Origin of the sequence: Saccharicrinis carchari, from assembly GCF_900182605.1 — a bacterium.
Classification (GTDB): Bacteria; Bacteroidota; Bacteroidia; order Bacteroidales; family Marinilabiliaceae; genus Saccharicrinis; species Saccharicrinis carchari.
In genome coordinates, this window is record NZ_FXTB01000009.1 from 105,423 (window position 1) to 128,999 (window position 23,577).

The 23,577-nt window shown below is 41.6% G+C and carries 19 protein-coding genes; 9 read left to right on the top strand and 10 right to left on the bottom strand.

From position 1 onward, the window contains the following. Positions 1-619: 619 nt before the first annotated feature. Positions 620-1,507: an ACP S-malonyltransferase gene (gene fabD, locus FN809_RS14645; RefSeq protein ID WP_142534284.1), complete on the bottom strand. Its 888-nt coding sequence runs from the start codon at positions 1,505-1,507 to the stop codon at positions 620-622. A gap of 507 nt (positions 1,508-2,014) precedes the next feature. Between fabD and FN809_RS14650 the strand changes: the two genes are divergently transcribed. After that, positions 2,015-3,568: a M81 family metallopeptidase gene (locus FN809_RS14650; protein WP_142534285.1), complete on the top strand. Its 1,554-nt coding sequence runs from the start codon at positions 2,015-2,017 to the stop codon at positions 3,566-3,568. Positions 3,569-3,579: 11 nt separating this feature from the next. Here FN809_RS14650 and FN809_RS14655 read toward each other — a convergent pair whose 3' ends face one another. The 5 genes from FN809_RS14655 to FN809_RS14675 form a co-directional block, all read right to left on the bottom strand. Then, positions 3,580-4,035, bottom strand: a complete 456-nt coding sequence (locus FN809_RS14655; RefSeq protein WP_142534286.1) for an SPOR domain-containing protein — start codon at positions 4,033-4,035, stop codon at positions 3,580-3,582. An 8-nt stretch (positions 4,036-4,043) separates the two neighbouring features. Beyond that, entirely contained in the window at positions 4,044-4,904 is an 861-nt protein-coding gene (locus tag FN809_RS14660) for a universal stress protein (protein WP_142534287.1), read from the bottom strand. A 95-nt stretch (positions 4,905-4,999) separates the two neighbouring features. Beyond that, positions 5,000-7,696 carry an MGH1-like glycoside hydrolase domain-containing protein gene (locus tag FN809_RS14665; protein WP_142534288.1) on the bottom strand — a complete coding sequence of 899 codons (2,697 nt, stop codon included), beginning with the start codon at positions 7,694-7,696 and terminating at the stop codon, positions 5,000-5,002. A 153-nt stretch (positions 7,697-7,849) separates the two neighbouring features. After that, positions 7,850-9,181, bottom strand: coding sequence for a DEAD/DEAH box helicase (locus FN809_RS14670; RefSeq protein WP_142534289.1), 1,332 nt, complete (start codon positions 9,179-9,181; stop codon positions 7,850-7,852). A gap of 378 nt (positions 9,182-9,559) precedes the next feature. Further along, entirely contained in the window at positions 9,560-10,006 is a 447-nt protein-coding gene (locus tag FN809_RS14675) for a nucleoside deaminase (protein WP_142534290.1), read from the bottom strand. Between the two features lie 194 nt (positions 10,007-10,200). Here FN809_RS14675 and aspS point away from each other — a divergent pair, with 194 nt between their 5' ends. Then, positions 10,201-11,958 carry an aspartate--tRNA ligase gene (aspS, locus tag FN809_RS14680; protein ID WP_142534291.1) on the top strand — a complete coding sequence of 586 codons (1,758 nt, stop codon included), beginning with the start codon at positions 10,201-10,203 and terminating at the stop codon, positions 11,956-11,958. 193 nt (positions 11,959-12,151) lie between these two features. Here aspS and FN809_RS14685 read toward each other — a convergent pair whose 3' ends face one another. Continuing rightward, complete coding sequence (locus FN809_RS14685; RefSeq protein ID WP_142534292.1) at positions 12,152-13,285, bottom strand: 1-acyl-sn-glycerol-3-phosphate acyltransferase; 1,134 nt, start codon at positions 13,283-13,285, stop codon at positions 12,152-12,154. A gap of 232 nt (positions 13,286-13,517) precedes the next feature. Between FN809_RS14685 and FN809_RS14690 the strand changes: the two genes are divergently transcribed. Beyond that, on the top strand, positions 13,518-13,865 hold the full coding sequence (locus tag FN809_RS14690) for an STAS domain-containing protein (protein ID WP_142534293.1): 348 nt from the start codon (positions 13,518-13,520) through the stop codon (positions 13,863-13,865). A gap of 396 nt (positions 13,866-14,261) precedes the next feature. On the opposite strand, the gene trpS is transcribed toward FN809_RS14690, so the two are convergent. After that, positions 14,262-15,251: a tryptophan--tRNA ligase gene (gene trpS, locus FN809_RS14695; RefSeq protein WP_142534294.1), complete on the bottom strand. Its 990-nt coding sequence runs from the start codon at positions 15,249-15,251 to the stop codon at positions 14,262-14,264. 250 nt (positions 15,252-15,501) lie between these two features. Between trpS and FN809_RS14700 the strand changes: the two genes are divergently transcribed. The 6 genes from FN809_RS14700 (at position 15,502) to FN809_RS14725 (ending at position 19,812) form a co-directional block, all read left to right on the top strand. Next, the gene (locus tag FN809_RS14700; protein WP_142534295.1) at positions 15,502-16,311 is read left to right on the top strand and encodes a CPBP family intramembrane glutamic endopeptidase; all 810 of its coding nucleotides are present in this window, start codon (positions 15,502-15,504) and stop codon (positions 16,309-16,311) included. Positions 16,312-16,520: 209 nt separating this feature from the next. After that, positions 16,521-17,135, top strand: coding sequence for a hypothetical protein (locus tag FN809_RS14705; protein WP_142534296.1), 615 nt, complete (start codon positions 16,521-16,523; stop codon positions 17,133-17,135). A 16-nt stretch (positions 17,136-17,151) separates the two neighbouring features. Continuing rightward, positions 17,152-18,258: an Mrp/NBP35 family ATP-binding protein gene (locus FN809_RS14710; RefSeq protein WP_142534297.1), complete on the top strand. Its 1,107-nt coding sequence runs from the start codon at positions 17,152-17,154 to the stop codon at positions 18,256-18,258. A gap of 5 nt (positions 18,259-18,263) precedes the next feature. Continuing rightward, positions 18,264-18,506, top strand: coding sequence for a NifU family protein (locus FN809_RS14715; protein WP_142534298.1), 243 nt, complete (start codon positions 18,264-18,266; stop codon positions 18,504-18,506). A 120-nt stretch (positions 18,507-18,626) separates the two neighbouring features. Beyond that, positions 18,627-19,325 carry an HAD family hydrolase gene (locus FN809_RS14720; RefSeq protein WP_142534299.1) on the top strand — a complete coding sequence of 233 codons (699 nt, stop codon included), beginning with the start codon at positions 18,627-18,629 and terminating at the stop codon, positions 19,323-19,325. Positions 19,326-19,422: 97 nt separating this feature from the next. Then, positions 19,423-19,812, top strand: coding sequence for a VOC family protein (locus tag FN809_RS14725; protein ID WP_142534300.1), 390 nt, complete (start codon positions 19,423-19,425; stop codon positions 19,810-19,812). Between the two features lie 67 nt (positions 19,813-19,879). Here FN809_RS14725 and FN809_RS14730 read toward each other — a convergent pair whose 3' ends face one another. Together FN809_RS14730 and FN809_RS14735 are read right to left on the bottom strand one after the other, a co-directional pair. Next, positions 19,880-21,037 carry a metallophosphoesterase gene (locus FN809_RS14730; protein WP_142534301.1) on the bottom strand — a complete coding sequence of 386 codons (1,158 nt, stop codon included), beginning with the start codon at positions 21,035-21,037 and terminating at the stop codon, positions 19,880-19,882. A gap of 133 nt (positions 21,038-21,170) precedes the next feature. After that, positions 21,171-23,252 carry a S9 family peptidase gene (locus tag FN809_RS14735; RefSeq protein ID WP_142534302.1) on the bottom strand — a complete coding sequence of 694 codons (2,082 nt, stop codon included), beginning with the start codon at positions 23,250-23,252 and terminating at the stop codon, positions 21,171-21,173. Between the last annotated feature and the right edge of the window lie 325 nt (positions 23,253-23,577).

The window sequence follows — 23,577 nt, forward strand, 5'->3', positions numbered from 1 at the left end:
GCTTTGTAGTTTAACGGTTCGTATATTGGATAATTTGGATGAGATTAATAGGGAAAAATACAGAAATATCTTGGCAGGCATTAAAATTCTTACATATTTTTTATTGTACAAACAAATACCAAAACCTTTTTTTAAAATCTCAGAATTGGAAGCACTAATAACAATAATGCGGCCATACGCAGTTACTTTCATATTGTAGTTTTGCCTGTTTGATTCCTAAGAACAGTTTAATGAATAATTGCGAATTCGTAGAAATAATTACGAATTTGAAACAATTGACTATACGGTACGGTGGGTTTGGTGTTCGAGGATTTTGTCCAAAGCGAAAATATAATATAGCAAGACGCTTTTTTTAGGGATAAACATACTTAAGGATGGGTAAAAAAAAATCCGAAGACGCTAGTGCATCTTCGGATTATTTCAGATTTATTCGTTTTTAAATAAACAGGTGTCAGTATGTCTGCCAACACGTTCTAAGTCCCTAATAGCAGTACCTAAAAGCCCTTAATGGTGATAAGCCTCCACCAGGGAATGCGGGGTAATTGTGTTGCGATTTAAAAATAGAAGTCTTCTGGCATACATTTTTTAAATAACAGTGAGTATGCTCATATTTCAATTTCTATTGCAGAGCACTCACACCCGCTACCTGCATGCTTCGGTCTACTTTTTTCACCAGTCCCTGCAAAACTTTTCCGGGGCCTACTTCGGTAAATGAGGTAGCGCCATCGGCTATCATGTTTTGTACGGTTTGTGTCCAACGGACGGGCGCCGTTAACTGTGCCACCAGGTTTTCTTTAATTTGAGCAGGCTCGGTAAAGGGTTGGGCACTCACGTTTTGATATACGGGGCAAACGGGGTTGCTGATTTCGGTGGCTTGAATTGCTGCGGCCAGCTCTTCGCGGGCAGGCTCCATCAGTGGCGAGTGGAAAGCGCCGCCCACGGGGAGTTTGATGGCTCGCTTCGCTCCTTTTTCGGTGAGCAGTTCGCAGGCCTTGTCTATACCGGCAAAAGAGCCTGAGATAACCAACTGTCCGGGACAGTTGTAATTAGCGGCAACTACTACCTCGTCAATACTTTCGCAAACCTCTTCTACAATGGCATCCTCCAGTCCAACGATGGCGGCCATGGTTGACGGCTCTGCTTCGCATGCTTTTTGCATAGCCAGGGCGCGTTGCGAAACCAGTTTTAATCCGTCCTCAAACGACATGGCTCCCGCAGCCACCAAGGCGCTAAACTCCCCTAAGGAGTGCCCGGCCACCATTTCGGGTTTAAAGGCATCTCCCATAGTTTTAGCCAATAAAACGGAGTGTAGAAAAATGGCGGGTTGGGTAACTTTGGTTTGTTTTAGGTCTTCATCGCTACCTTCAAACATAAGGTCGGTAATCCGGAAGCCTAAAATTTCGTTTGCTTTTTCAAATAGCGCTTTAGCTTCTTCTGATTTTTCGTACAGATCCTTGCCCATACCAACAAATTGGGCACCTTGACCCGGAAATACAAATGCTTTCATATGATTTTATTTTCTTTTATGGATTATATGGAACTCTCGGGAAATTTAATCATTTCTCTTTAGGTGTATTAAATGATCGAATTTGCATGTTCGTTTCATATAATTATCGTTAGATGTTTAATAACGTTTACTCTCAATTACTATTCTTCATTCGTGTTGCACCTTGCTTTAATAAGCCTGATTTTTTCCTGTCTTACTCATCAAATTCATCAATAGAACAGCGAGGGATTTACCATACAACCGTTGGTTTTTACCTATAAATATAACTGCAAATATAATAAAAAGCTTCAGGAGTAAATAATAGCAGAAGAAGACAATACCGGTTGAAATGCAATATTCTGATTGGAATAGAATGGATTTTGCTTAATTTTAACGAATTTAAACAACAGGAAAGCGTAAAGAATGTGGCAGCTAAAAAATTGTGTTGTTTACATCCGTGTATTTTATACCGCTCCGTGTTTTTGTTTTATAGTTATACCTGCATCAATTACAATAAATTACAGCACTATGAAAAAATATTTGTTAAGTCTTGTTGCTATGGTGGTTTTACTTTGGGCCTGTACAAATAAAAAGCAGCGCGAACTTCCCAAAGTAGCCATAGCCGGAATTGCTATTGAGTCGAGTACTTTTTCGCCGGCTCAAACCCACGAGGAAGATTTTCATACGGACATTCAAGAGGAGGTCTTTTCCTTTTATCCGTTTTTTGCTGCTGATTCTCTAAACCGAAACCGAGCCGATTGGGTTCCTACGCTTCGTGCCAAGGCCATTCCCGGCGGAATAGTAACCCGCGAAACCTATGAGTCATTGGTAAGCAAAACCCTGAATTTGCTTAAAGCGGATTTACCTTACGATGGATTGTTTTTAGATATTCACGGTGCGATGAGCGTGGTGGGATTGGACGATCCCGAAGGAGATTTTATAGTGCGAATAAGAGAAGTGGTGGGTTATGAAACAGTTATTTCTACCTGTATGGATTTGCATGGCAACGTATCCAAACGATTGGCTCAAAACACAGATTTAATGACTTGTTACAGGCTGGCTCCGCACGAGGATGCTATGGAATCGAAAAAAAGAGCGGTGGATAATTTATTGTACCGCTTAGAGAACGGATTAGGAAAACCGGCCTATAAAGCCTGGATTCCCGTGCCTATTTTATTACCCGGTGAAAAAACCAGTACACGCATAGAGCCGGGGAAAAGCCTTTATGCCAAAGTGGAACCCCTGGCCAATCAAAAAGGTGTGGTGGATGCTGCCATATGGGTGGGGTATGCCTGGGCCGATGAGCCACGGAACCATGCGGTAGTTATGGCCGTGGGCGACGATAAGGGAAAAGTAGAAGAGGCAGCCGAAGAATTGGCTCATACCTTTTGGAACGTGAGAAAAGAGTTTGATTTTGTAGCGCCGGTGGCCGACTTAGACGAGTGTCTCGACAGAGCCATTGCAAGTGCTAAAAAACCTTTTGTAATCAGCGATATGGGCGATAACCCTACAGCAGGCGGAGCAGGTGATGTTACCTGGACACTAAACGAAATTTTAAAGCGTAAAGAGTTTAAAAGAGCAGACGGACCCACCTTGATATATGCCTCCATTCCAGGTCCCGAATTGATTGAGCAAGCGGTAAAGCTGGGGGTAGGCGCAAAGGTTAAAGCCAATGTGGGTGCTATGGTAGACGATCGTTTTTCGCCACCCATAGAATTATCGGGTGTGGTAACTGCCATAAAACAGGGCGATAGAAATGCCATAACCGAAGTGGTGGTAAAAACCGGGAGCTTACATGTTATTGTTACTCAAAAGCGGAAGCCCTACCATCGTTTGGTCGATTTTACCGATTTGGATCTCGATCCCGAAAATTCAGCTATTGTTATGGTTAAAATAGGCTACCTGGTGCCTGAGCTGTATAATATGCGTGGCGATTGGCTCATGGCCTCAACACCGGGAGGTGTGGATCAGGATTTGGAACGACTGGGGTATGAGCGCATTAACAGACCCATGTTTCCGCTCGATAAAGATATGGAAGAACCGGATTTGTCAGCTCGTTTTATCCCGCTATCGGGTTCGTGAGTGCCGTTATTTCACTTTAAATTGGACAAAGGAATATTGTTGACGGGTACGGGGTAGCAGGCCGGGAACTCACTTTTTAGCTTTTTGTAGAGCGGGAATGCTTCGTTCTTGCTTCTAAAATCGCCTACTTGCACCCTCCAAAAAGGCGCTTCGTAAACAACATAAGGCCTTTCGTCGGGAAACAAGCTTAGCAGGTGGGCTTTTACTTGCGTGGCTTCTTTTTTGGCATTGTTATTAGATCCTAAATAGAGTTGTATCCGGAAACCGTCTATTAACTTGCTTCTGTTGTTGGCGTTGATATGCATACCTACCAGGTTGGCAATGCCCGTATCCTGAACAATGGTAAGGTTTCCACCACCGGGGCTTTGACTTTGCAGATCGTTAAAAAAAGTAAGACCTGCATTTTCCTGCGACGTGGCCACCCCAAAGAATAAACATAGTACAACGGTAAAAACGATTTTAAACATATCTTTAGCTAATAATTAGTGCTCAAAGATAGCATTTCTTTTGTTGGTATGGCAAGTACAGGGCAGTCTGATTGGTTAATGATCTGATTGGCAAAGGGTTTAATCAAATTATCGAAAGGATTGCCGGAGTGATGTATTCCGGTTGCTAAAACATCTGCATCTATACTGCTGGCAAAGTTTAATAGTACCATGGCCCTGTCTCCCTGTTTCAATATCTTCGACTCTACGCTCAGCTTTGTGTTTTTTTCGATAAACTTAACCGTTTGTCGTACATACACATTTACGCGACTATTCAACAGGTTATACCCTTTTTCCTTAACGCCAACGACAAATATTTTTGCATCAAACAGTTTAGCCAATCCCACAACTGCAGGAACTTTTTGCCGACTCGCTTTCCGGTTGCTTATGGGCAATACTATTTTATTTATCCCTCTCCATACCCGCTCGGGTCGTATTGCTAGCACGGGTGCGGGCGATGCACTTACCAAACGGTAAGCATTGCTGCCGATATATTTATCCTCGAAGCCCGAAGCGCCGTGTGTTCCCATTACAATTAAGGTGGTGTCGTCGTACTTGGCCTGATTGCTAATTTCCTTGAATACGTTCCCTTCTCTCACTTTATAGTCTATGGTTCCACCCGGCACCCTGTAGTCCTTTTTGCAATTGTATACAATATCACTCAGCCATTCTTCTGCATTTTCCGAAACCAATAAACCGGCATTTTTTTGCAAGTACACTTGCGCCGACATTTTGGTATTGACATGTATGATACGTAAATCGCTATCCAATTTATTTGCTATGGCTATACCATGCTTTAAGGCATTCATAGCACTTTCGGAAAAATCAATAGGAACCAATATTCGCTTCATCTGATTATATTTGTTTTGTACAATATATCAATTTACGTATTTTATACGTAAAAAAAATAAAATAGTTATATCCTGATGCTTAGCTCCATCCGGGGTCAGGTGTTTTCTTCACTTTCCGGTTTAATGGTTACTTCATGATCCCAATGGGGTTTTTCCAATAATTTATCAAAATCGGTAGTCCTAAACATTACCATTAAATAGGCAATCATTCCGGTCCATCCGGTTTGGTGGCTTGCACCTATGCCGGCACCATTGTCGCCATGGAAATACTCGTAAAACAACAAGTTGTTTTCCCAATGCTCATCTTTCTGAAACTCCTTGTACCATCCATAAACAGGGCGATAACCGTCTTCGTCTTCTAAAAATATATTCTCCAGACGCTTTATTATTTCCTGTGCCACTTCAATTAAGTTCATCATATTGCCAGAGCCTGTTGGGCATTCTACCTTTAAATCGTCGCCATAAAAGGCATATTGTTGATAAAGTGCTCTAATAATAATGCTGTTGGCCGGGAACCAGATGGGGCCGCGCCAGTTAGAGTTGCCACCAAACATGGTATTGTCAGACTCGCCAGGTACATATTTAACCGTGAACTCTTCCTTATTCCAGGTAAAAACATAGGGGTTTTTTTCGTGGTATTTTGAGAGCGAGCGGATGCCGTAATCACTTAGAAATTCCTCTTCGTCGAGCATTACTTTAAGTATGCTTCTTAGCTTGCTCTCATTGACCACCCCTAAAAGTCTGCGCCCATTTTTTCCCTTGCGCTGCGGATCGGCAATATTTTTGGATAGTCTTTTAGTACGTGTTACCATGTATTTGTGATGAGCCGCTAAGGTAGGTATCATCTCCTGGCGTTCGGGCTCCAGCACCGTAACGGCACACATAGGTAATAAGCCTACCAGCGAGCGCACCTTGAGCCGCTGGGCACTTCCATCAGGGAATCGCAGCACATCGTAAAAAAACTGGTCTTCCTCATCCCACATTTCGTCTTCGCTATCGCCAATTTTGTCCATGGCAGAGGCAATCTCCAGAAAATGATTGTAGTATTGAACCGATTTGTCTTCATACTCTTCATAGCCCAGATGCACCAACTCAAGGCATATCTCCAGCATATTTTGAGCATAAAGGGCCATCCATGCATTACCGTCGGACTGCTCTATGTGTCCGCCTGTTGGCAAGGTATGGCTGCGGTCGAAAACACCAATGTTGTCGAGACCCAAAAAACCACCCTGAAAAGCACTTTTAAAACGAGGATCTTTGTGGTTTACCCACCATTTAAAATTACGGTCGAGTCCATCAAAACAGGTTTTCAAAAATTCCTTATCGATAAGCCCTTTGGCTTGTTTCATATTTTTGTACAAGGTAATTACGCCAAAAGCATGTACCGGAGGGTTTACATCGTTAAAACTCCACTCGTAAGCGGGGATCTGACCATTAGGATGCTGATAGTTATCTTGTAAAAACAGGGTAAGCTGGTTTTTAGCAAAGTCGGGATCTACCATGGTAAGTGGCAGGGTATGAAAAGCCAGATCCCAAACGGCATACCACGGATATTCCCATTTATCGGGCATACTAATGATATCATTATTTTTAAGGTGCTCCCAATCGTTGTTGCGAAGTATTCGACGCGGGCCGCCCTGGTATTCGTCGAGCCATTCCGAAACATCAAACTCGTAATACTGTTTGTTCCAGAGCATGCCTGCCAGCGCTTGTCGCAGAACCCTTTTTTCGTCTATGGAGCTGTCGGACGGATAGATGTTCTGATAAAATGCTTCGGTTTCATTTATTCGGGTCTCCACTATTTGATCGAATTTATCGAACACATGTTTTGGATTTTTACCCGATTTGAGCACCATTTTAATTTCGATGCTCTCGCCGGCCGGGATATTTACATCGTACATGGCTCCAGCCTTGGTGCCTCTGTTTTCAGGGTTTACGGCTTCGTTGTTATTATTGACAATAAAATCGTTAAGGCCATCTTTTACATAAGGTGTTTTGTTTGGGCTGTTGTAAATACGCTCGTTATTGGTTTCGTTATTGGTAAAAAGCCACAGGGGCGATAGTTCCGAGCTAAGCACATAGCTACCTATACCATCGCTGGTTGCAATTATTGCGTTATCGTCCAATAATTTAATGATTGGCTCGGTGCTTTTATAATTCCACCAGGTATTACGGAACCATAGGGTAGGCAGTAAAACCACGTTGGCGTCCTCGGTACTCCGATTAAATGCCGTAATTTTTATTAATATATTATTACACGATTTTTTGGCATACTCTATATATACATCCAAATAGTGGCTATTTTCAAATACGCCGGTATCTAAAAGTTCATATTCAAAATCCTTAACGGTTCTGGCTGCATTGGTATCAACCAAATCATCGTATGGGAATTCGTTTAAAGGATATTTGTACAAATATTTCATGTAAGAGTGCGTCGGCGATGAATCCAAATAAAAATAGTATTCTTTTACATCCTCCCCATGATTCCCCTTTGGGCTTGAAAGGCCAAAAAGACGCTCCTTCAGTATTTTATCCTTTTTATTCCATAGCGACAAGGCAAAGCATAGCTGTTGTTTATCGTCGCTGATACCGGCAATGCCATCTTCGCCATATCTGTATACCCGCGAACGAGCCTGGTCGTGAGTAAAAGACAACCAGGGACTATCCATTCTCCCATCATCTTCGCGCACGGTGCCCCATTGGCGTTCGCTCAAATAAGGGCCCCATTTTTTCCATTCCGATATTCCCTCTGAACATGCGTTCAGACGTTCTTTTTCACTTTGTAATTTCATTGTATTGTTTCTGTTACTTTATGGCGGAAAGTGCAACAAGTATTTATTTATGAAAGTGTTGCTGCATGTATGTAAAAGCAATGTTGCTATTAAATTAAACCACTTGCCGTCCATATGGTGCAAGAGCTTATTACGATAAAAAAGGCAAAAGGTTTATTTTCTTTTCTGCCCTTTTGTTTTTGGTTTCTTGTATTTTGCAGCTACTGTTCTGTGGTATGAACCACCCAGGTTTACCTTTTTATTTTTTTCTTTCTTCTCATGAAAGGCCGAACCCTTTGTAGCATCTATCTTAGGGGCTTTAATTAATGTTTTGCCCGGCATCTCAGTCGTTTCACTCTCCAGTTGCAAATCCGATACTTCTACTTCCGGAGGTAAAGGATCCAGGGCGATCTTTGTTCCCATCATGTTTAAAATATCGTGCCACATTTCCATGTCACTTTCTTCTACAAAGGATAAGGCATTCCCCTCGGCTTCGGCTCTACCGGTGCGTCCTATGCGGTGCATATAGGCTTCGGCTTCGGTGGGCATATCAAAGTTAATTACATGGCTAACATTCAGAATGTCTAATCCACGCGAAATAAGATCTGTGGCTATTAGTAAGCGCAGGCTGCCTTGTGCAAATTCCTCCACCATTCTAAACCTAAAGTTCTGCGATTTGTTGGAGTGTATTACGCCTACCTCATCACCCACAACATTCTGTAGCTGCTTATAAACTATATCGGCCAACGCCCTGCTTTTAACAAACACCAGTACTTTATCCATGTTTTTTTGGATATTTAAGAGATAAAGTAACAGGTTTATTTTGGTATAAAAATTAGGCACCCGGTAGGCCGATTGAAAGATAAGATCAAGGGGTGTACCCGAAGCGGCCACTTCAATTTTAACCGGATTATAAAAATAATCTTTGATTACCTCTTCTACATCATAGGTTAAAGTAGCCGAAAACATCAGGTTTTGCCTTTTTTGGGGCAGCATATCCACAATACGCCGGAGCTGTGGCTTAAAGCCCAGGTTTAGCATCTCATCCACCTCGTCCACTACCAGTTTCTGAATGGATTTGAGTCGTAATACTCCTGTTAAAGTTAAGTCTATCAGTCTGCCCGGGGTAGACACCAGTACATCTAAACCTTCATACACCATTTGTTTTTGGGTGTTAATGTTGGTTCCGCCATATATGCCCACAATGCGCACGTTCATATATTCCGTCAGCTTTTTAAACTCGTTGGCCACCTGTTCCACCAATTCACGGGTAGGTACCAATACCAAAATACGGGGATGTTTTTGTGTGCTGAACTTTAAATTCCGCAATAAAGGCAATGCATACGATAAGGTTTTTCCGGTACCCGTTTGTGCAATGCCCACCACATCGCGACCCGACATGGCAACGGGAAAAACTTGTTCCTGAATGGGAGTGGCTTGTGTGAGCCCCATTTCGTTCAAGGCATTAAGAAGGACGGTATTTAAGTTTAAATCGGAAAAATTCAAAGTAGGTGTGTTTTTAAAATATTGCGCAAAGATACAGAAAAAAAGAATTACATCAGGTGCTTGCCTGCTGTGGTAGTAAAAAGATGTATTTTAATCGGTAGCAAAGGGCTTGGGTAATGCAGCTAAGAGCAGAGGAGGTTGGAGCCCGGGGCAGGTAGGCAGCTAAAGATTGCGAACTTAACTGCGTTAGGGATAGCAGCAGAAAGCCCGCAGCGGCCAGGAACGTTATATGCTTTACAAAGAAATTGGCCTTAGGGTGTTGCGGGTTTTTTATTTTTTGGGAACATTTAGCGAGGACTTGCAGCGAAAAGCCCGGCCCGACAGCAGTAGTAGTAATTTAGGATAAATGCCGCAGGGAGGGCAACGCCCTAATAAGTATTATCGTTTATCTTTAAAAAAGCTTTTTACTATTTGGGCACATTCTTCTTGTAAAATACCCGAGGTAATTTTGGTTTTGGGGTGAGCAATGGGCGGTGTGTGTTTTGAAAAGCCACGATGCGGATCATTGGCGCCAAAAACTACACGATTTATCTGCGACCAAGCCAGGGCGCCCGCACACATGGCACAGGGCTCCAGGGTTACATAGAGGGTGCAATGGTTCAGATATTTACCTCCAAGTGCTTCGGCCGCCGCCGTTATAGCCAGCATTTCGGCATGCGCCGTAACATCGTTTAACGTTTCGGTGAGATTATGTGCTCGCGCAATTATTTGTTTGTTGCAAACGATTACGGCTCCAACGGGGATTTCATTTTTTTGGGCAGCCATTTGTGCTTCTTTTAAAGCTTGTTGCATGAAGTACTGGTCGGAGAAATTGATTTTGGTCATCTTTTTACTTTATATGGGTCAATAACTGTACTTTTATTTATTTTCTTTCTATTTTCGCAGGTCAATACATTAAGCTATGCAACTAACTGTGTTAAATATTGTTTTAAAACCTATTTAACAGCTTTAAATGGTAACGAAAATAGTAAAATATCAGTACAGCACATAAAACCTTTGGTTATTTAATTTATCAGACAATGTACAGATCACATACTTGTGGTGAGCTACGGCTTGCAGATACAGACAAAAATGTAAAATTGAGCGGATGGGTGCAAAAAATCCGCAATTTGGGGGGGATGACTTTTATCGACCTGCGCGATCGTTATGGGATTACCCAATTGGTTCTCGACGTGGAATCGAGGAAGGATTTGAGTGCACAAGCACGCCAGCTGGGTCGCGAATATGTGATTCAGGTAAGGGGTAATGTGGCCGAAAGGAGCAACAAAAATGCAAAGATGCCTACCGGCGACGTGGAAATACTGGTAGATGAAATTGTGTTGCTGAACCCCTCGGAGCTGCCCCCCTTTACCATTGAGGACGAAACCGACGGTGGCGACGAGCTGAGAATGAAATACCGTTACCTGGACTTGCGTCGCAACCCGGTACGCCGTAACCTGGAGCTACGCCACAAGCTGGGTTTTGAAGTGCGTAACTACCTGAATCAGCAAAATTTTATTGAAACTGAAACACCGGTACTGATAAAGTCGACACCAGAGGGCGCACGTGATTTTATAGTGCCCTCACGTATGAATGTGGGCGAGTTTTATGCGCTTCCTCAATCGCCACAGGTGTTTAAACAATTACTGATGGTAGCCGGTTTCGACAGGTATTTTCAAATTGTAAAATGTTTTCGCGACGAGGATTTGCGCGCCGATCGTCAGCCTGAGTTTACACAGATAGACTGCGAGATGGCTTTTGTAGAGCAGCAGGATGTCCTCTCCACTTTTGAGGGTATGACCAAGCACTTGTTTAAGGTGATTAAAAACGTTGAATTTGATTTCGACTTTCCGCAGATGCCCTTTGATGAGGCATTAAAATATTATGGTTCGGACAAGCCGGACATCCGTTTCGATATGAAGTTTGTTGAGATGAAAGAGATGTTGGGCGATACAGGATTTGTGGTGTTTGACAATGCCGAATATGTAGCCGGAATATGTGCCGATGGTTGTGCAGGATATACGCGCAAGCAACTGGATAAATTAACTGACTTTGTTCGGCGTCCGCAGATTGGTGCACAAGGTTTGGTGTACGTGAAATACAATTCCGACGGTACATTTAAATCTTCGGTTGATAAATTTTTTGATACGGCAACATTGGCGCAATGGGCCGAGAAATTTAAAGCTAAGCCGGGCGACCTGTTGTTGATATTGGCAGGCCCCCAGGCCAAAACGCAGAGTGCACTTTGCCAACTTCGCCTGGAAATGGGCGAGCGGCTGGGGTATAGAGATAAAAACAAGTTTGCACCCTTATGGGTAGTTGATTTTCCGTTATTGGAATGGGATGAGGAAACGGGACGTTACCACGCCATGCATCATCCTTTTACCTCACCCAAAAAAGAAGATGTGGCTTTGCTAAAAACCGACCCTGCCAAAGTAAGGGCCAACGCCTATGACCTGGTGATAAACGGTGTAGAAATAGGCGGTGGCTCCATCAGGATACACAACGACGAGTTACAAAATAAAATGTTTAAGTTGTTGGGCTTTACCGAACAGGAAGCAGAAAGCCAGTTTGGCTTTTTAATGAATGCTTTTAAGTATGGTGCTCCTCCGCATGGTGGGGTGGCATTAGGTTTTGACAGACTTACTTCACTGTTTGCCGGTATCGACTCCATACGCGATGTAATCGCATTTCCGAAAAACAATGCCGGCCGCGATGTAATGATTGATTCGCCATCGCCCGTAGCCGAAGAGCAACTGGACGAACTTTATTTAAAGTTAAAAAACAATAATAAATAATCTGCTTATCTGTTGGAAGGGCCCGTGTTGTGCGCGAAGATAGAATAGTACGGATGTTGAAATCCGAGTCAACAGGAATAAAAAAAGAGCTGTCTAATATAACCGGACAGCTCTTTTTATTTAATTAATATGAAGAGATTCCAAAAAGTGGAATGGTAGACTATTCATCGTAAACCAGGTGGAATACCGTAATTTACTCCTTGTAAAAATTCTTTACCGGGTTGGCGTACATCTTCATTAATATCGAAGTAAGAAGTGTTTTATCGGCATCCACGCGTGCAATGTGATCATTTATGTATTTATTAAACTGATTTACATCTGCATCGGTGTATTTATGGGCAAATTTGGTGTTCTGGTTTACATTATCGGCGGCAATAAAGTTACCCGGCCAGAGCTTATAATTATTGTGAATTTGCTCATCTATTATTTCGGCCAGCTTGGTCAATTGCTCGTTTCTATCCAAGTCCTTTAGTTCATCTAATTGCGCGTTGATCGGACTCCCTGCGCTAAAATGAACCCTGCCCTTGCGCCCTTTAATTCCTAATGCCATGTGCTTAAGGTCGTCGGCAGGTGTTTTTTTATATTCAGGATTTTCCTTTTTCAATAAGGACTCATGCGCTTTCAGGTAATCACAGGGATCGTACTCGTACGAAATAGAAAGCGGTACGATGCACATCTCTTTAAAACTATCCACAAAATTGCCATTGCCGCTCATATTAATCATTTTTAAAAGGCTGGTTTGTGTTCTGTCGTCGCCATCCTTGGAGCGTCCTTCGCGCTGTGCTATCCAAACACTTTGTTTTCGCTCGGTAATATTGTGCCGCATATATTTCGACATCAACATGGAGCTTTGCAGCAATTGGCGCGCCGGCAGGTTTCGTCGTACTACAAACGACTTATTTAGCTTTACCAACTGGGTTATCCAAGGATATATTAACAAGTTATCGCCAATAGCAATTTCGGAGGTGTCGTGACCGTTCTCGTGCAGCAAAATATTTAAAAAGGCCGAGTCCAATACAATATCCCTATGGTTGGAAATAAAAAGATAGCTCTTGGCAGGATCTAACTTGTCGAGCCCTTCGCAGCTGACTCCCTGCGTTGTATTTTTAATTATATCCTTTATGTAAGGATAAATTAAACCAATCTGAAATTCTTTTACCGAGCGGATAGAAAGCAACTTTTGAGCATATTCGTTGACGGGGGTATGTGGAAAAAGAAATTGAAGCAACTCGATAAATGATTCCTCTTTTATCAGCTTTTTAATTACTTCATGTATCTCATTATCTCGATACGGTCGTATTTCATTATATTCTTGATCAGTAGGCATATTGATATTATATAGATTTTGTGCAAAAGTACCACAATCCATTTATAAACGAAATACTTTATTTCATTTTGGATAAAATCATCTAAAATCACTTCCAAAATATGGAACAGATTCCATTTTTTGGCATTTTTTGTTTTGTTGTAATCTGTAATGCTCACACAATCAGCAGTAATCGATTTTTGGCATGTCAATTGGATTGCGGTAAACGAATACAAACACAAACACACAAGTTATGATTAAAATTAAAACACTCCGTAATATCGTTTTGATTTCCTTCACCAAAAACGATCGCTGTAGCAGCGAAGATATATCTAATTTTAAAAACGAACTCATTTACAAACTGACCACACCCTTCACAAATGTATTAATAGACCTGGAGGGGGTAGATATGATTAATAAGGAAATTGTGGATGCTCTTGTAGCAACGCAACGATTGTCGGAGATGAATGAATGCCAGATAAGTTTATTCAATCTTCACGTACAAGTATATAAAGCATTAAGGCTCGCAAAGGCAGACCACATGTTCTTCTTTTGTGATGAGCCCAAGCCATTTTCGCAAGATATTTTAATGGCTTCATGATAGTGTTGTGTTGATTCAATACCGGAAGTTGCTAATTCTTGTCCCCACTTGAACAACTTTCGGTATTTTTTTCAACAACATCGTTTTGTGTATTGCTATTTTTGCAATAAACATTACCTTAGCAACCAGTAATTACGTGTTGTGTTGATTGATGCCGGGGGTTGTATATTTTGTCCCCAAAATTATAACTCTCGGTGTTATTCAGGTTAGATATATGCTTGGTGCAACTAGTAAAGTTGCATATGACCCAAGCTAAAGATGTGTTGTGTTGATTGATACCGAGATTGTTTTTTGTCAAATTTTTGACTGGAGCAATTCTCGGTATTTTTTTGCGCCGGATCACAATGCGACACACCATCTACCACGGATTGCTTATTCAGAAGGCGAGGCGGTTAATTAAAACCGCTTTATGCCAATGATTTCTCTTATATCACGAATGGTTTTTTCGGCACTTGCCTGGGCTTTCTCACGCCCCATGTTAACTACTTTATTCAAGTAATTGGCATTGGCCTTTATATCCTCAATTTTTTCTCTTATCGGTGTATTAAACAAGATGATGTCTTCGGCCAATTGTTTTTTTAAGTCGCCATATCGAATTTCGCAACTGGCATATTTGTCCTTAAAATACTGGAGCGTATCGGGTGAAGAGACCACTTCCATCAGGGTAAATAAGTTTTGCACCGGCTCCGATACGGGGGAGTTGGGTTCGCTTGGACCGCTATCGGTAACAGCGCTCATTACTTTTTTACGTAAAGCCTTTGGCTCATCTGCTAAATAAATACCGTTTCCTTCCGATTTCCCCATCTTACCTGAACCATCCAGGCCGGGTATTTTTATTAACGCATCACCGTAATTAAACGGCTGAGGTATTTTAAAATATTCCTGCTTATACATGTGGTTAAAGCGGTTGGCAAACTTACGTGTCATCTCCAGATTTTGCTCCTGATCTTTACCTACAGGCACTTTATCGGCATCATGAATTAATATATCACATGCCATCAGTACCGGGTAGTTGAGTAGTCCTGCATTTACGTTGTCGGGCTGTTGTCGGGCTTTGTCCTTGAACGAAGTGGTGCGTTCCAACTCGCCCAGGTATGCATTCATGCTCAACAATAGAGTCATCTCGGCAACGGCAGGCACATCGCTTTGTATGTAGAGTGTTGCCTGTTCGGGATCCAGTCCGCAGGCTAAGTATTCGGCCAACACTTGTTTAACATTATTGTGCAGGTTTTCGGGTGTTGGATGGGTGGTCAATGAATGGTAATCGGCAATAAAAAAATAGCAATTGTATTCATTCTGCATACGCAAAAAGTTTTTTACCGCTCCAAAATAATTTCCCAAATGTAAGTTTCCGGTGGGCCGGATACCGCTCACTACCGTTTGCATTTTATCGTGTTTTAATTAATTCTTGTTTTACTAATTGAACGGACAAAAATCGCATTTTTTTCTTAAAACGTGGCTAACAAAGTTGAATATTTATTTCTTGAGCTCAAGAAATAAGGTGAGCTCTTGCATTATGCATTAGGGTGCCGGCTGGAGATTGTAAGGAATTTGAACATTCCTAATTAAAAGGTCGCGCTATAAATGGATAATTTTATATTTGCTATAAATTATTTTATTCATTTAAAGTAGAAATATGTTAGCACAAAAAGTTTATCCGGGTATTGGGCAGAGTTGGGGTATAATGGGAGTAGCCATTGTGTCCATGCTGGTTTTTTCGCCCTTGCAATTAGTTCTACAAGATATTATTGGAAAAGAACCTGCCTTGTTACTGTACTATCTGCTATCTATGGGTGCTGCCTTTGCCTTTGCCCATTTTATGCGTAAAAAAGAGATGGGCACCAGTGCCTACAGTATTCCAGGGAGTACGCCTAAAGTTATTATACTGGTATCCGTTGGAGCACTTGGTTTGCAACTGGGTGCCCTGTCGCCATTGACAAGCTTAATTCCCATGCCCGACATTTTTAAGCAGATGTTTCTGGAGATAGGAAGCATGACCGGTGTGTTTGGTTTTATGACCCTGGTAATTGCTGCCCCTATATTCGAGGAACTTATATTTAGGGGGGTAATACTCGATGGGCTGTTAAAACGATACTCCCCGGCAAAATCAATATTTATATCCAGTCTTTTATTTGGTATCGTACACTTAAATCCATGGCAATTTATTACAGCTATGGGGGTGGGTAGCTTTATGGGTTGGGTTTATTACAAAACCCATAACCTTTCTCTTTGCATCCTCATTCACTTTGTAAACAACCTGTTTGCGTTTATTACCATGCAATTTGTTAATTTGGAAGAAGAACTTGAAAAATCATTTGTGGAATCGTATGGAGGGACGTTGAATGCTGTATTGATCATAATGGGCGGAACAACAGTCTTTATATTTTGCATGTACTTGCTCCAAAGGTATTTTTCTAAAACAGTAGTGACAGAAATGAGGGAATAATTGATACGTATAAACAAAGGCGCGTTAACTATGCCCCATAGCATAAAAAGAATTTGGTTTGCACGTATGTTTATTAGGTGGAGGATATGTATATTTGCCCTTATTCTTATTCAAACTAAATAAGAATCACAATTCGGTTTTCACACATAAGGTAGGTGTAATTACATGGTCTTAAAAAAATATTTGTTGTTTAATTAAAACTTTAGGCAGTGAAAAAATATTTCTTGATTGTATTATGCGTTTCCATTTCATCTATTTTGATGGCGCAAGAAACGCAAAAGCAAAAAGAAGTTGGACTTATTTTTAGTAATCTCGATAACTTTGGGTTGACGTACAAAACAGGCAACAACAAAGCTTTATGGCGATTTACCACCCTGTTTTTGAATGGGGAAAACGATGAGAGTAAAAAGGATGCATTCAAAAGAACGCAGAATTATTTTGGTTTTGGCGTTAAGGTGGGCAGAGAATACCGAATACCCCTTGCAGAAAATATGGAATTAAAGTACGGAACTGATTTGTCATTCCAATATTCCCGATCAAAGTATGAACTTGATTATACTGACCCCGACCATTCTGACCAACTGGATGAACGAACAATCTATCAACCGGGACTGAATTTGGTATTCGGCTTTAACTATTGGTTAAGTGATAACATTGTATTGGGAGTAGAGTTGCTCCCGGAATTTAGTTATAAAACAGGAGAAATCATTGAAAAAGGCAATTATTATGGTAATGGCGATAACGATTTAAAAAGTGATGTTTCCGGATTCAACTACGGATTATCCAATAATTCTGCCTTGTTATCCGTAGCCTATAAATTTTAATAAAAAAAACAGCAACATGAGTTATTATCCCCAACTTGTATTAGATGCCTTAAAGCACGTGCGCCATCCCGGAAAGGGAAAGGATATTGTTTCGCTCGAAATGGTGGCCGACGACATTAAAATCGACGGAAAAAAAATTAGTTTCAGCCTTTTGTTCGATAGGCCCAACGATCCCATGATTCCGGCTTTGAAAAAAGCATGCGTTCAGGCTATCGAAACCTACGTAGGCGAAGATGCTGAAATTAGAGGTAATATATATGTAAAAATAAAGCCCCGCCCCAAAGCCGAGCCCCAAAAGCTACTTCCCGAAGTAAAAAATATTGTGGCCGTAGCCTCAGGTAAAGGAGGCGTGGGAAAATCTACCGTCACCTCAAACCTGGCCGTGGCATTGGCTAAGGCAGGGTATTCGGTGGGTTTGTTGGATGCAGATATTTTTGGCCCCTCGGTGCCTAAAATGTTTAAAACAGAAGAGGATCGTCCCCTGTTAGATAAAATAGATGGACGGGATCGTATCATTCCCGTTGAAAAATACGGAGTAAAAATGTTGTCCATAGGCTATTTTGTAAACCCTAAAGATGCTACTATTTGGCGCGGCGCCATGGCCACTAATGCCATTAAGCAATTGATTACTGAAGGTAACTGGGGTGCTTTGGACTACTTGTTAATTGATCTGCCGCCGGGTACGAGCGATATACACCTCACCATGGTTCAAACTCTGGCCATAAGCGGAGCCATTATCGTTACCACACCGCAGGATGTGGCTTTGGCCGATGCAATAAAAGGGGTGAGTATGTTTAAAAGTAAAAACATCAATGTGCCTATTTTGGGCTTGGTGGAAAATATGGCTTGGTTTACTCCTGCCGAACTACCGGACAACAAATACTATATTTTTGGTAAGGATGGTGGTAAAAATTTGGCCGAAGAGCTGGAGGTACCATTGTTGGGACAAATACCTATTGTGCAAAGCATCAGGGAAGGAGGCGACCACGGTGAGCCAGCTGCTCTGAATCAGGATAGTGTTACGGGCAATGCTTTTGCGGATATGGCCACCAGGGTAGTAGCGGCCATAGAGGAGAGGAACAGCCATCTCCCGCCCACCCAAATTGTTGAAATAAAAACTTGATAATCATGCAAAAAAATAGTCACATTCAAACGATAGAGGCCGCACTGGAGGAAATTAGACCTTACCTTAAGGCGGATGGGGGAGATATAGCGTTAATTGACGTGTCCGATGATTTAGTGGTGAAGGTGGAATTTATGGGGGCGTGCGTAGATTGTCCAATGAACTATCAGACCTTGAGGAACGGTGTTGAAAAAGTGATAAAGACAGCTCTTCCCCAAGTTAAAAAAGTAGTGGCCATAAAAGAATGATTGCAATGCAATATGTTATATAGTTTTTAATAATTTTAGCTAAAGCCGATATTTATGTCGGCTTTGGTTTTTATCATATGTTGGTTCCCGGCAGCTAAAAAAGGCTCATATAAATACGTTATGAATAAAAAATATAAATGGATTGGCTTTGATGCCGACGACACAATTTGGGAAAACGAAACTTTTTTTAGGGAAACGGAATATCAATTTGCAAAACTGTTATCGGAGTTTTGCGATGAGCAAACAATAATGCAAGAACTTTATAAAACCGAGTTGGACAACCTTAAAGATTACGGATTTGGTATTAAGGGTTTTATGCTTAGTATGATAGAAACGGCCATTCGCTTAAGCAAGGGCAAGGTAGGCATTGATAAAATAAGTTGTATGATAGAGCTGGGTAAGTGCATGCTAAACAAACCGGTGAAATTTATCGACGGCAGCAAAGAAGTGATAGAAAGTTTAAGCAAAAAAGGGTATAAGCTGGTGGTGCTGACCAAAGGAGATTTGTTAGATCAGGAGCGGAAGCTAAGCAAGGCCAATATCAAGCAATATTTTCACCACATCGAAATAATGAGCGATAAACAAGAGGCCAACTACAATAAAATACTGGAGCATTTAAACATAGAAGCCAGGGATTTTTTGATGATAGGGAATTCTTTAAAATCGGATATTCTGCCCGTACTCAATCTGGGAGGTTCTGCTGTGCATATCCCGTTTCACACCACCTGGGTGCATGAGGAAGTGGAGAACAACAAAAAGCTGGAAAACTTTTGGGAGTTGGAACAAATGGCACAGCTCGAAGAGGTACTTGGTTTGTAAGCTTACAAAACTACACTGGACATTCTCGTTTAAAACAGCTAACTTGCCTTGCGTTCAATTGCTTAAGAGTAGCTGTATATTGTAAAAATAAAACATTATGAAAGCAAATAATCCAGTAGTTTGGTTCGAGATTTATGTGGATGACCTAAAAAGGGCACAGCAGTTTTATGAAAAGGTATTTAAAATTGAAATAAGCGAACTCCCCATGCCTGAAACCGAAAGTGGTGATATGAAAATGTTATTCTTCCCCATGGAAATGAACGGAGAAGGGGCAGCCGGTGCATTGGTAAAAATGGAAGGCGTGAAGGCAGGCGGGAATTCTACCCTGGTTTATTTTGGTAGCCAGGACTGTGCCATAGAGGAAAGTAGGGTGGTAGACGCTGGAGGCACGATTGTGCAATCGAAGCATTCGATCGGCGAATATGGTTTTATGGTTTTAGCTCATGATACTGAAGGGAATAAGTTTGGAATACATTCTCAGGCATGAGGCAGTATTTTATGGGATAGTTTTGTCAACTCAACCAGGAGTTGAGCCTTGTTTTGCATCAACATGATCATTCAAATTCCAATGTAAACTCCAGAATCTCCGGTCTGTTTCCCACCCTAACCGGAGGTCCCCATGTGCCAAACCCCGTGCTCACATAAAAATGACTGTCGCCTTTTTGTTTATAGCCACGGCTCACTTCAAAAATTCGTTGGGTAATATAGCCAAAAGGCCAAAGCTGCCCATGGTGGGTGTGGCCACTAATCTGAAAATCTACACCTGCTTTCTGCGCCACATGGAGATTATAGGGTTGGTGATCCAGCATCACTATGGGTTTTTGTTTATCCAGCGATGCGATTAATTTATGAACAGTTTTGCGTGGTTTTTGTGTAAAGGCGGTTCTTTGCTTGTCTTCACGGCCTACAAGGTAAAAGCTGTTGTCAATAAGCAGGGAGGTGTCTCTTAAAACACGTATGCCGTGATTTTCGAGGTACGCAACGGCATCTTCGGCACCACCTATATACTCATGGTTTCCTGTGGAAGCATATACACCTAAAGGGGCTTTGAGTTTTAAAAGATCTTTACCCAGATTTTGGTCGATAACGGGTTTCAGGTCTTCGTCTACTACATCTCCCGCCAGCAATATGATATCAGGATGCAAACCGTTGATGGCATTTACCAGTTTGTTCGTTTTCCGTGGTCCTATGATGGTGCCCAAATGTATATCCGAAGCAGCCACTATTTTTACCGACTTTCTATCTCCACCGGGTTTGTTTATTTTAATGTTTTGTTTAACAATTTTGGGAGTCCATGCATTGATGTGTCCTGCTATAACGGTGAGCACAACTATTGCAGTAAGGGTATAGGTGGTTATTAATTTTATCTGGGCATAATTTCCGCTTAGTTTGTTGGGTAAAAAATGAAACAGCATATTGCTCCATCTAATTATATCTACTGCAAATAGTAGCAATACGAAATACAGCATGCCCGCAAACCAAAACGCGCCAGCCCAATGAATAAATGACGAAAAGGGCGAATACCAAATCTTCTCTAAAAAACGTGCTGCAGGATAGGATACGACCAAAAATAACATAAGTCCCCGAAACCACGGAATCAAATGGGGCATAGATTCCAGCCCCTGTACCCCACGTTTGTAAATGTAAAAATTAACCAGAAAATGAATGCTCAAAACGATTGAGACAAAAAAGAAGATACGCATATATTTCATTATGGATTAGTAAGTTGTTGATGTGTAAGGTGAGCCTTACAACGATAGTTGTCGTTCCTAAACAGCAGAGAAAAACAAATGTTTTGTGTGTTCCGTATTTTATTTCGTCGTATTTGGGCTCATTATAATGCGTCTATTGCTTCAGGTGCTCGTCTAACCATCTAAAAAATTCCCTATGCCAAAGTATCCCATTCTGGGGTGATAGCACCCAATGGTTTTCTTCCGGAAAAAACAGGAAGCGAGCCGGAATTCCTCTCATCTTGGCCGAGTTATACGCAGCCATTCCTTGTGTGTATGGAATTCTAAAGTCCTTTTGTCCGTGAATAACCAGTATAGGGGTGTCCCAATTGCCTACAAATTTATGGGGTGAGTTGGCATAACTGCGCTGGGCCAATGGATTGTCTTTTTCCCAATAGGCTCCTTTCAAGTCCCAGTTTACAAAAAACATTTCTTCGGTGGTGGAATACATTTGTTCAAAATTAAAGATGCCACAATGGGATACAAAAGCTTTAAAGCGCTTGTTGTGGTTTCCGGCCAGCCAGTACACGGAAAAGCCGCCGTAACTTGCGCCTATAGCACCCAATTTATCTTCGTCAACAAAAGGTTCTTTGGCCAGGGCATCTATGGCGCTCAAATAGTCTTTCATGTTTTGTCCACCGTAATCGCCGCTGATTTGCTCGTTCCATTCCTGGCCAAAACCGGGCAATCCCCTGCGGTTAGGGGCAACTACGATGTAACCGTTGGCCGCCATCAGCTGAAAATTCCAGCGCAGGCTCCAAAATTGGCTTACCGTGCTTTGTGGTCCACCCTGACAATACAAAAGGGTAGGGTATTTTTTATTCGGGTCGAAGTTGGGTGGATAAATCACCCAGGTTTGCATTTGTTTATTGTCGGTAGTAGCAATCCAGCGGCTCTCTACCTTACCCAATTTTAATTGTGCCAATATATCTTTGTTGGCAAACGAAAGTTCTTTGTCCTGACCTGTTTCAATGTCCACCGCAAAAATTTCAGCAGGATGGTTCATGGTGGTCTTGGTGGCTATAAGTTGCTCTCCGGCGGGATAAACAGACCTATAGTTTTGCTGGCCGGTGCTTATCTGATTAATAGTTCCGGAGGCAATACTCACATTATAAATTTGTTCTGGTCCCTGGTGGTTGCTGGTAAACCATATTTTATCGTTTTGAGTGCTCCAGGCCAATGCGCCCACATTTTGATCGAAACCGATAGATAGGTCTTTTTTTTCTCCGCTTGCTAAATCCATCAAAAACAGTCTGTTTTTGTCCGCTTCGTAGCCATCACGGGCCATGCTTTCCCAGGCCATGTATTTGCCATCAGACGAAAATAAAGGATTAATATCATATCCGGGCATACCCTCTGTTAAGTTTCTGGTGGTTTGGTCTGCTATGTTGTACAAATAAATATCGGAGTTGGTGGAAAAAGCGTAATCCTTGCCTGAGAGTTTTTTACACGTATAGGCAATATTTTTGGAGTCGGCAGTCCAATTTATTTGTTCCATCCCACCAAAAGGAGCCATGGGCGAATCAAATTTTTCGCCTTCCATTATATCGGTATAATTATCCCTGATTAAGTTAGTATTCGTTTCTGCAACAAAAATATGGCTGTAGTAGCCGTCGGCCCAGCTGTCCCAATGCCGATACATCAGGTCATCTTCTATACGGGCGTTGGCATGTGGCAAGTCGGGGTATAAATCATGGATATCGTCATCCAGTTTAACTTTTGCTACAAATGCCAATTGTTGCATATTGGGCGAATAGGCATAGCCCTTGATGCCACCTTCAATAGCTGTAATTTGTTTTTTACCTGATCCATCTGTGTTCATTGTCCACAGTTGGGTCGATCCGGATTCTGCCGATAAAAAGGTGATTTTATTGCCATCGGGCGACCAATTCACACTTGTTTCGTTGAGTTTTGATGAGGTTATTTGATGCCTTTCTGCCGTCTCTATATCTATGGTGTAAATATCTGAGTAGGATTTATCCGCTTTAATATCGGTGTACGAAATGGTGTAAAGCACCGTTTTTTGGTTCGGTGATACGGATACGTTGCCTACCCTTCCAAGTTGCCAAATAATTTCAGGACTTAGTCTGTTATCCTGGAGTGTTATGTTTTTGTTGCTGAAGCCTTGTTCTGTATTTGTACTTAACGAGCACGAAACCAGCAGGAGCATAAATAAGGACACGTGATATAATTTCATGGGATGTGTTATTTGTTAAAACTAAAGACGGCAATTTATAATCCGTTTTGCACAGTTGCAAATTTTATTACTTATAAGCCAGGGTATATCTTGTTTCTAAATTTTCCAAGAAGTAAATGATTTATTATTGCTATTGTTGATAAAAAATTCTTTTCGGATAACTTTTAGTGTTTTGAAAAATGCTAAAATGCTAAAAATCAGACTTTGGTGCTTTTAAAATGGATAACTTTGTTAATTGTTAAAAACTATTTCTTGACTTAATTGTAAAGCTTACCTATCTTTACAAAACAAAATTGAAGTGTTTGAGGCATTAATTATTTGGTGC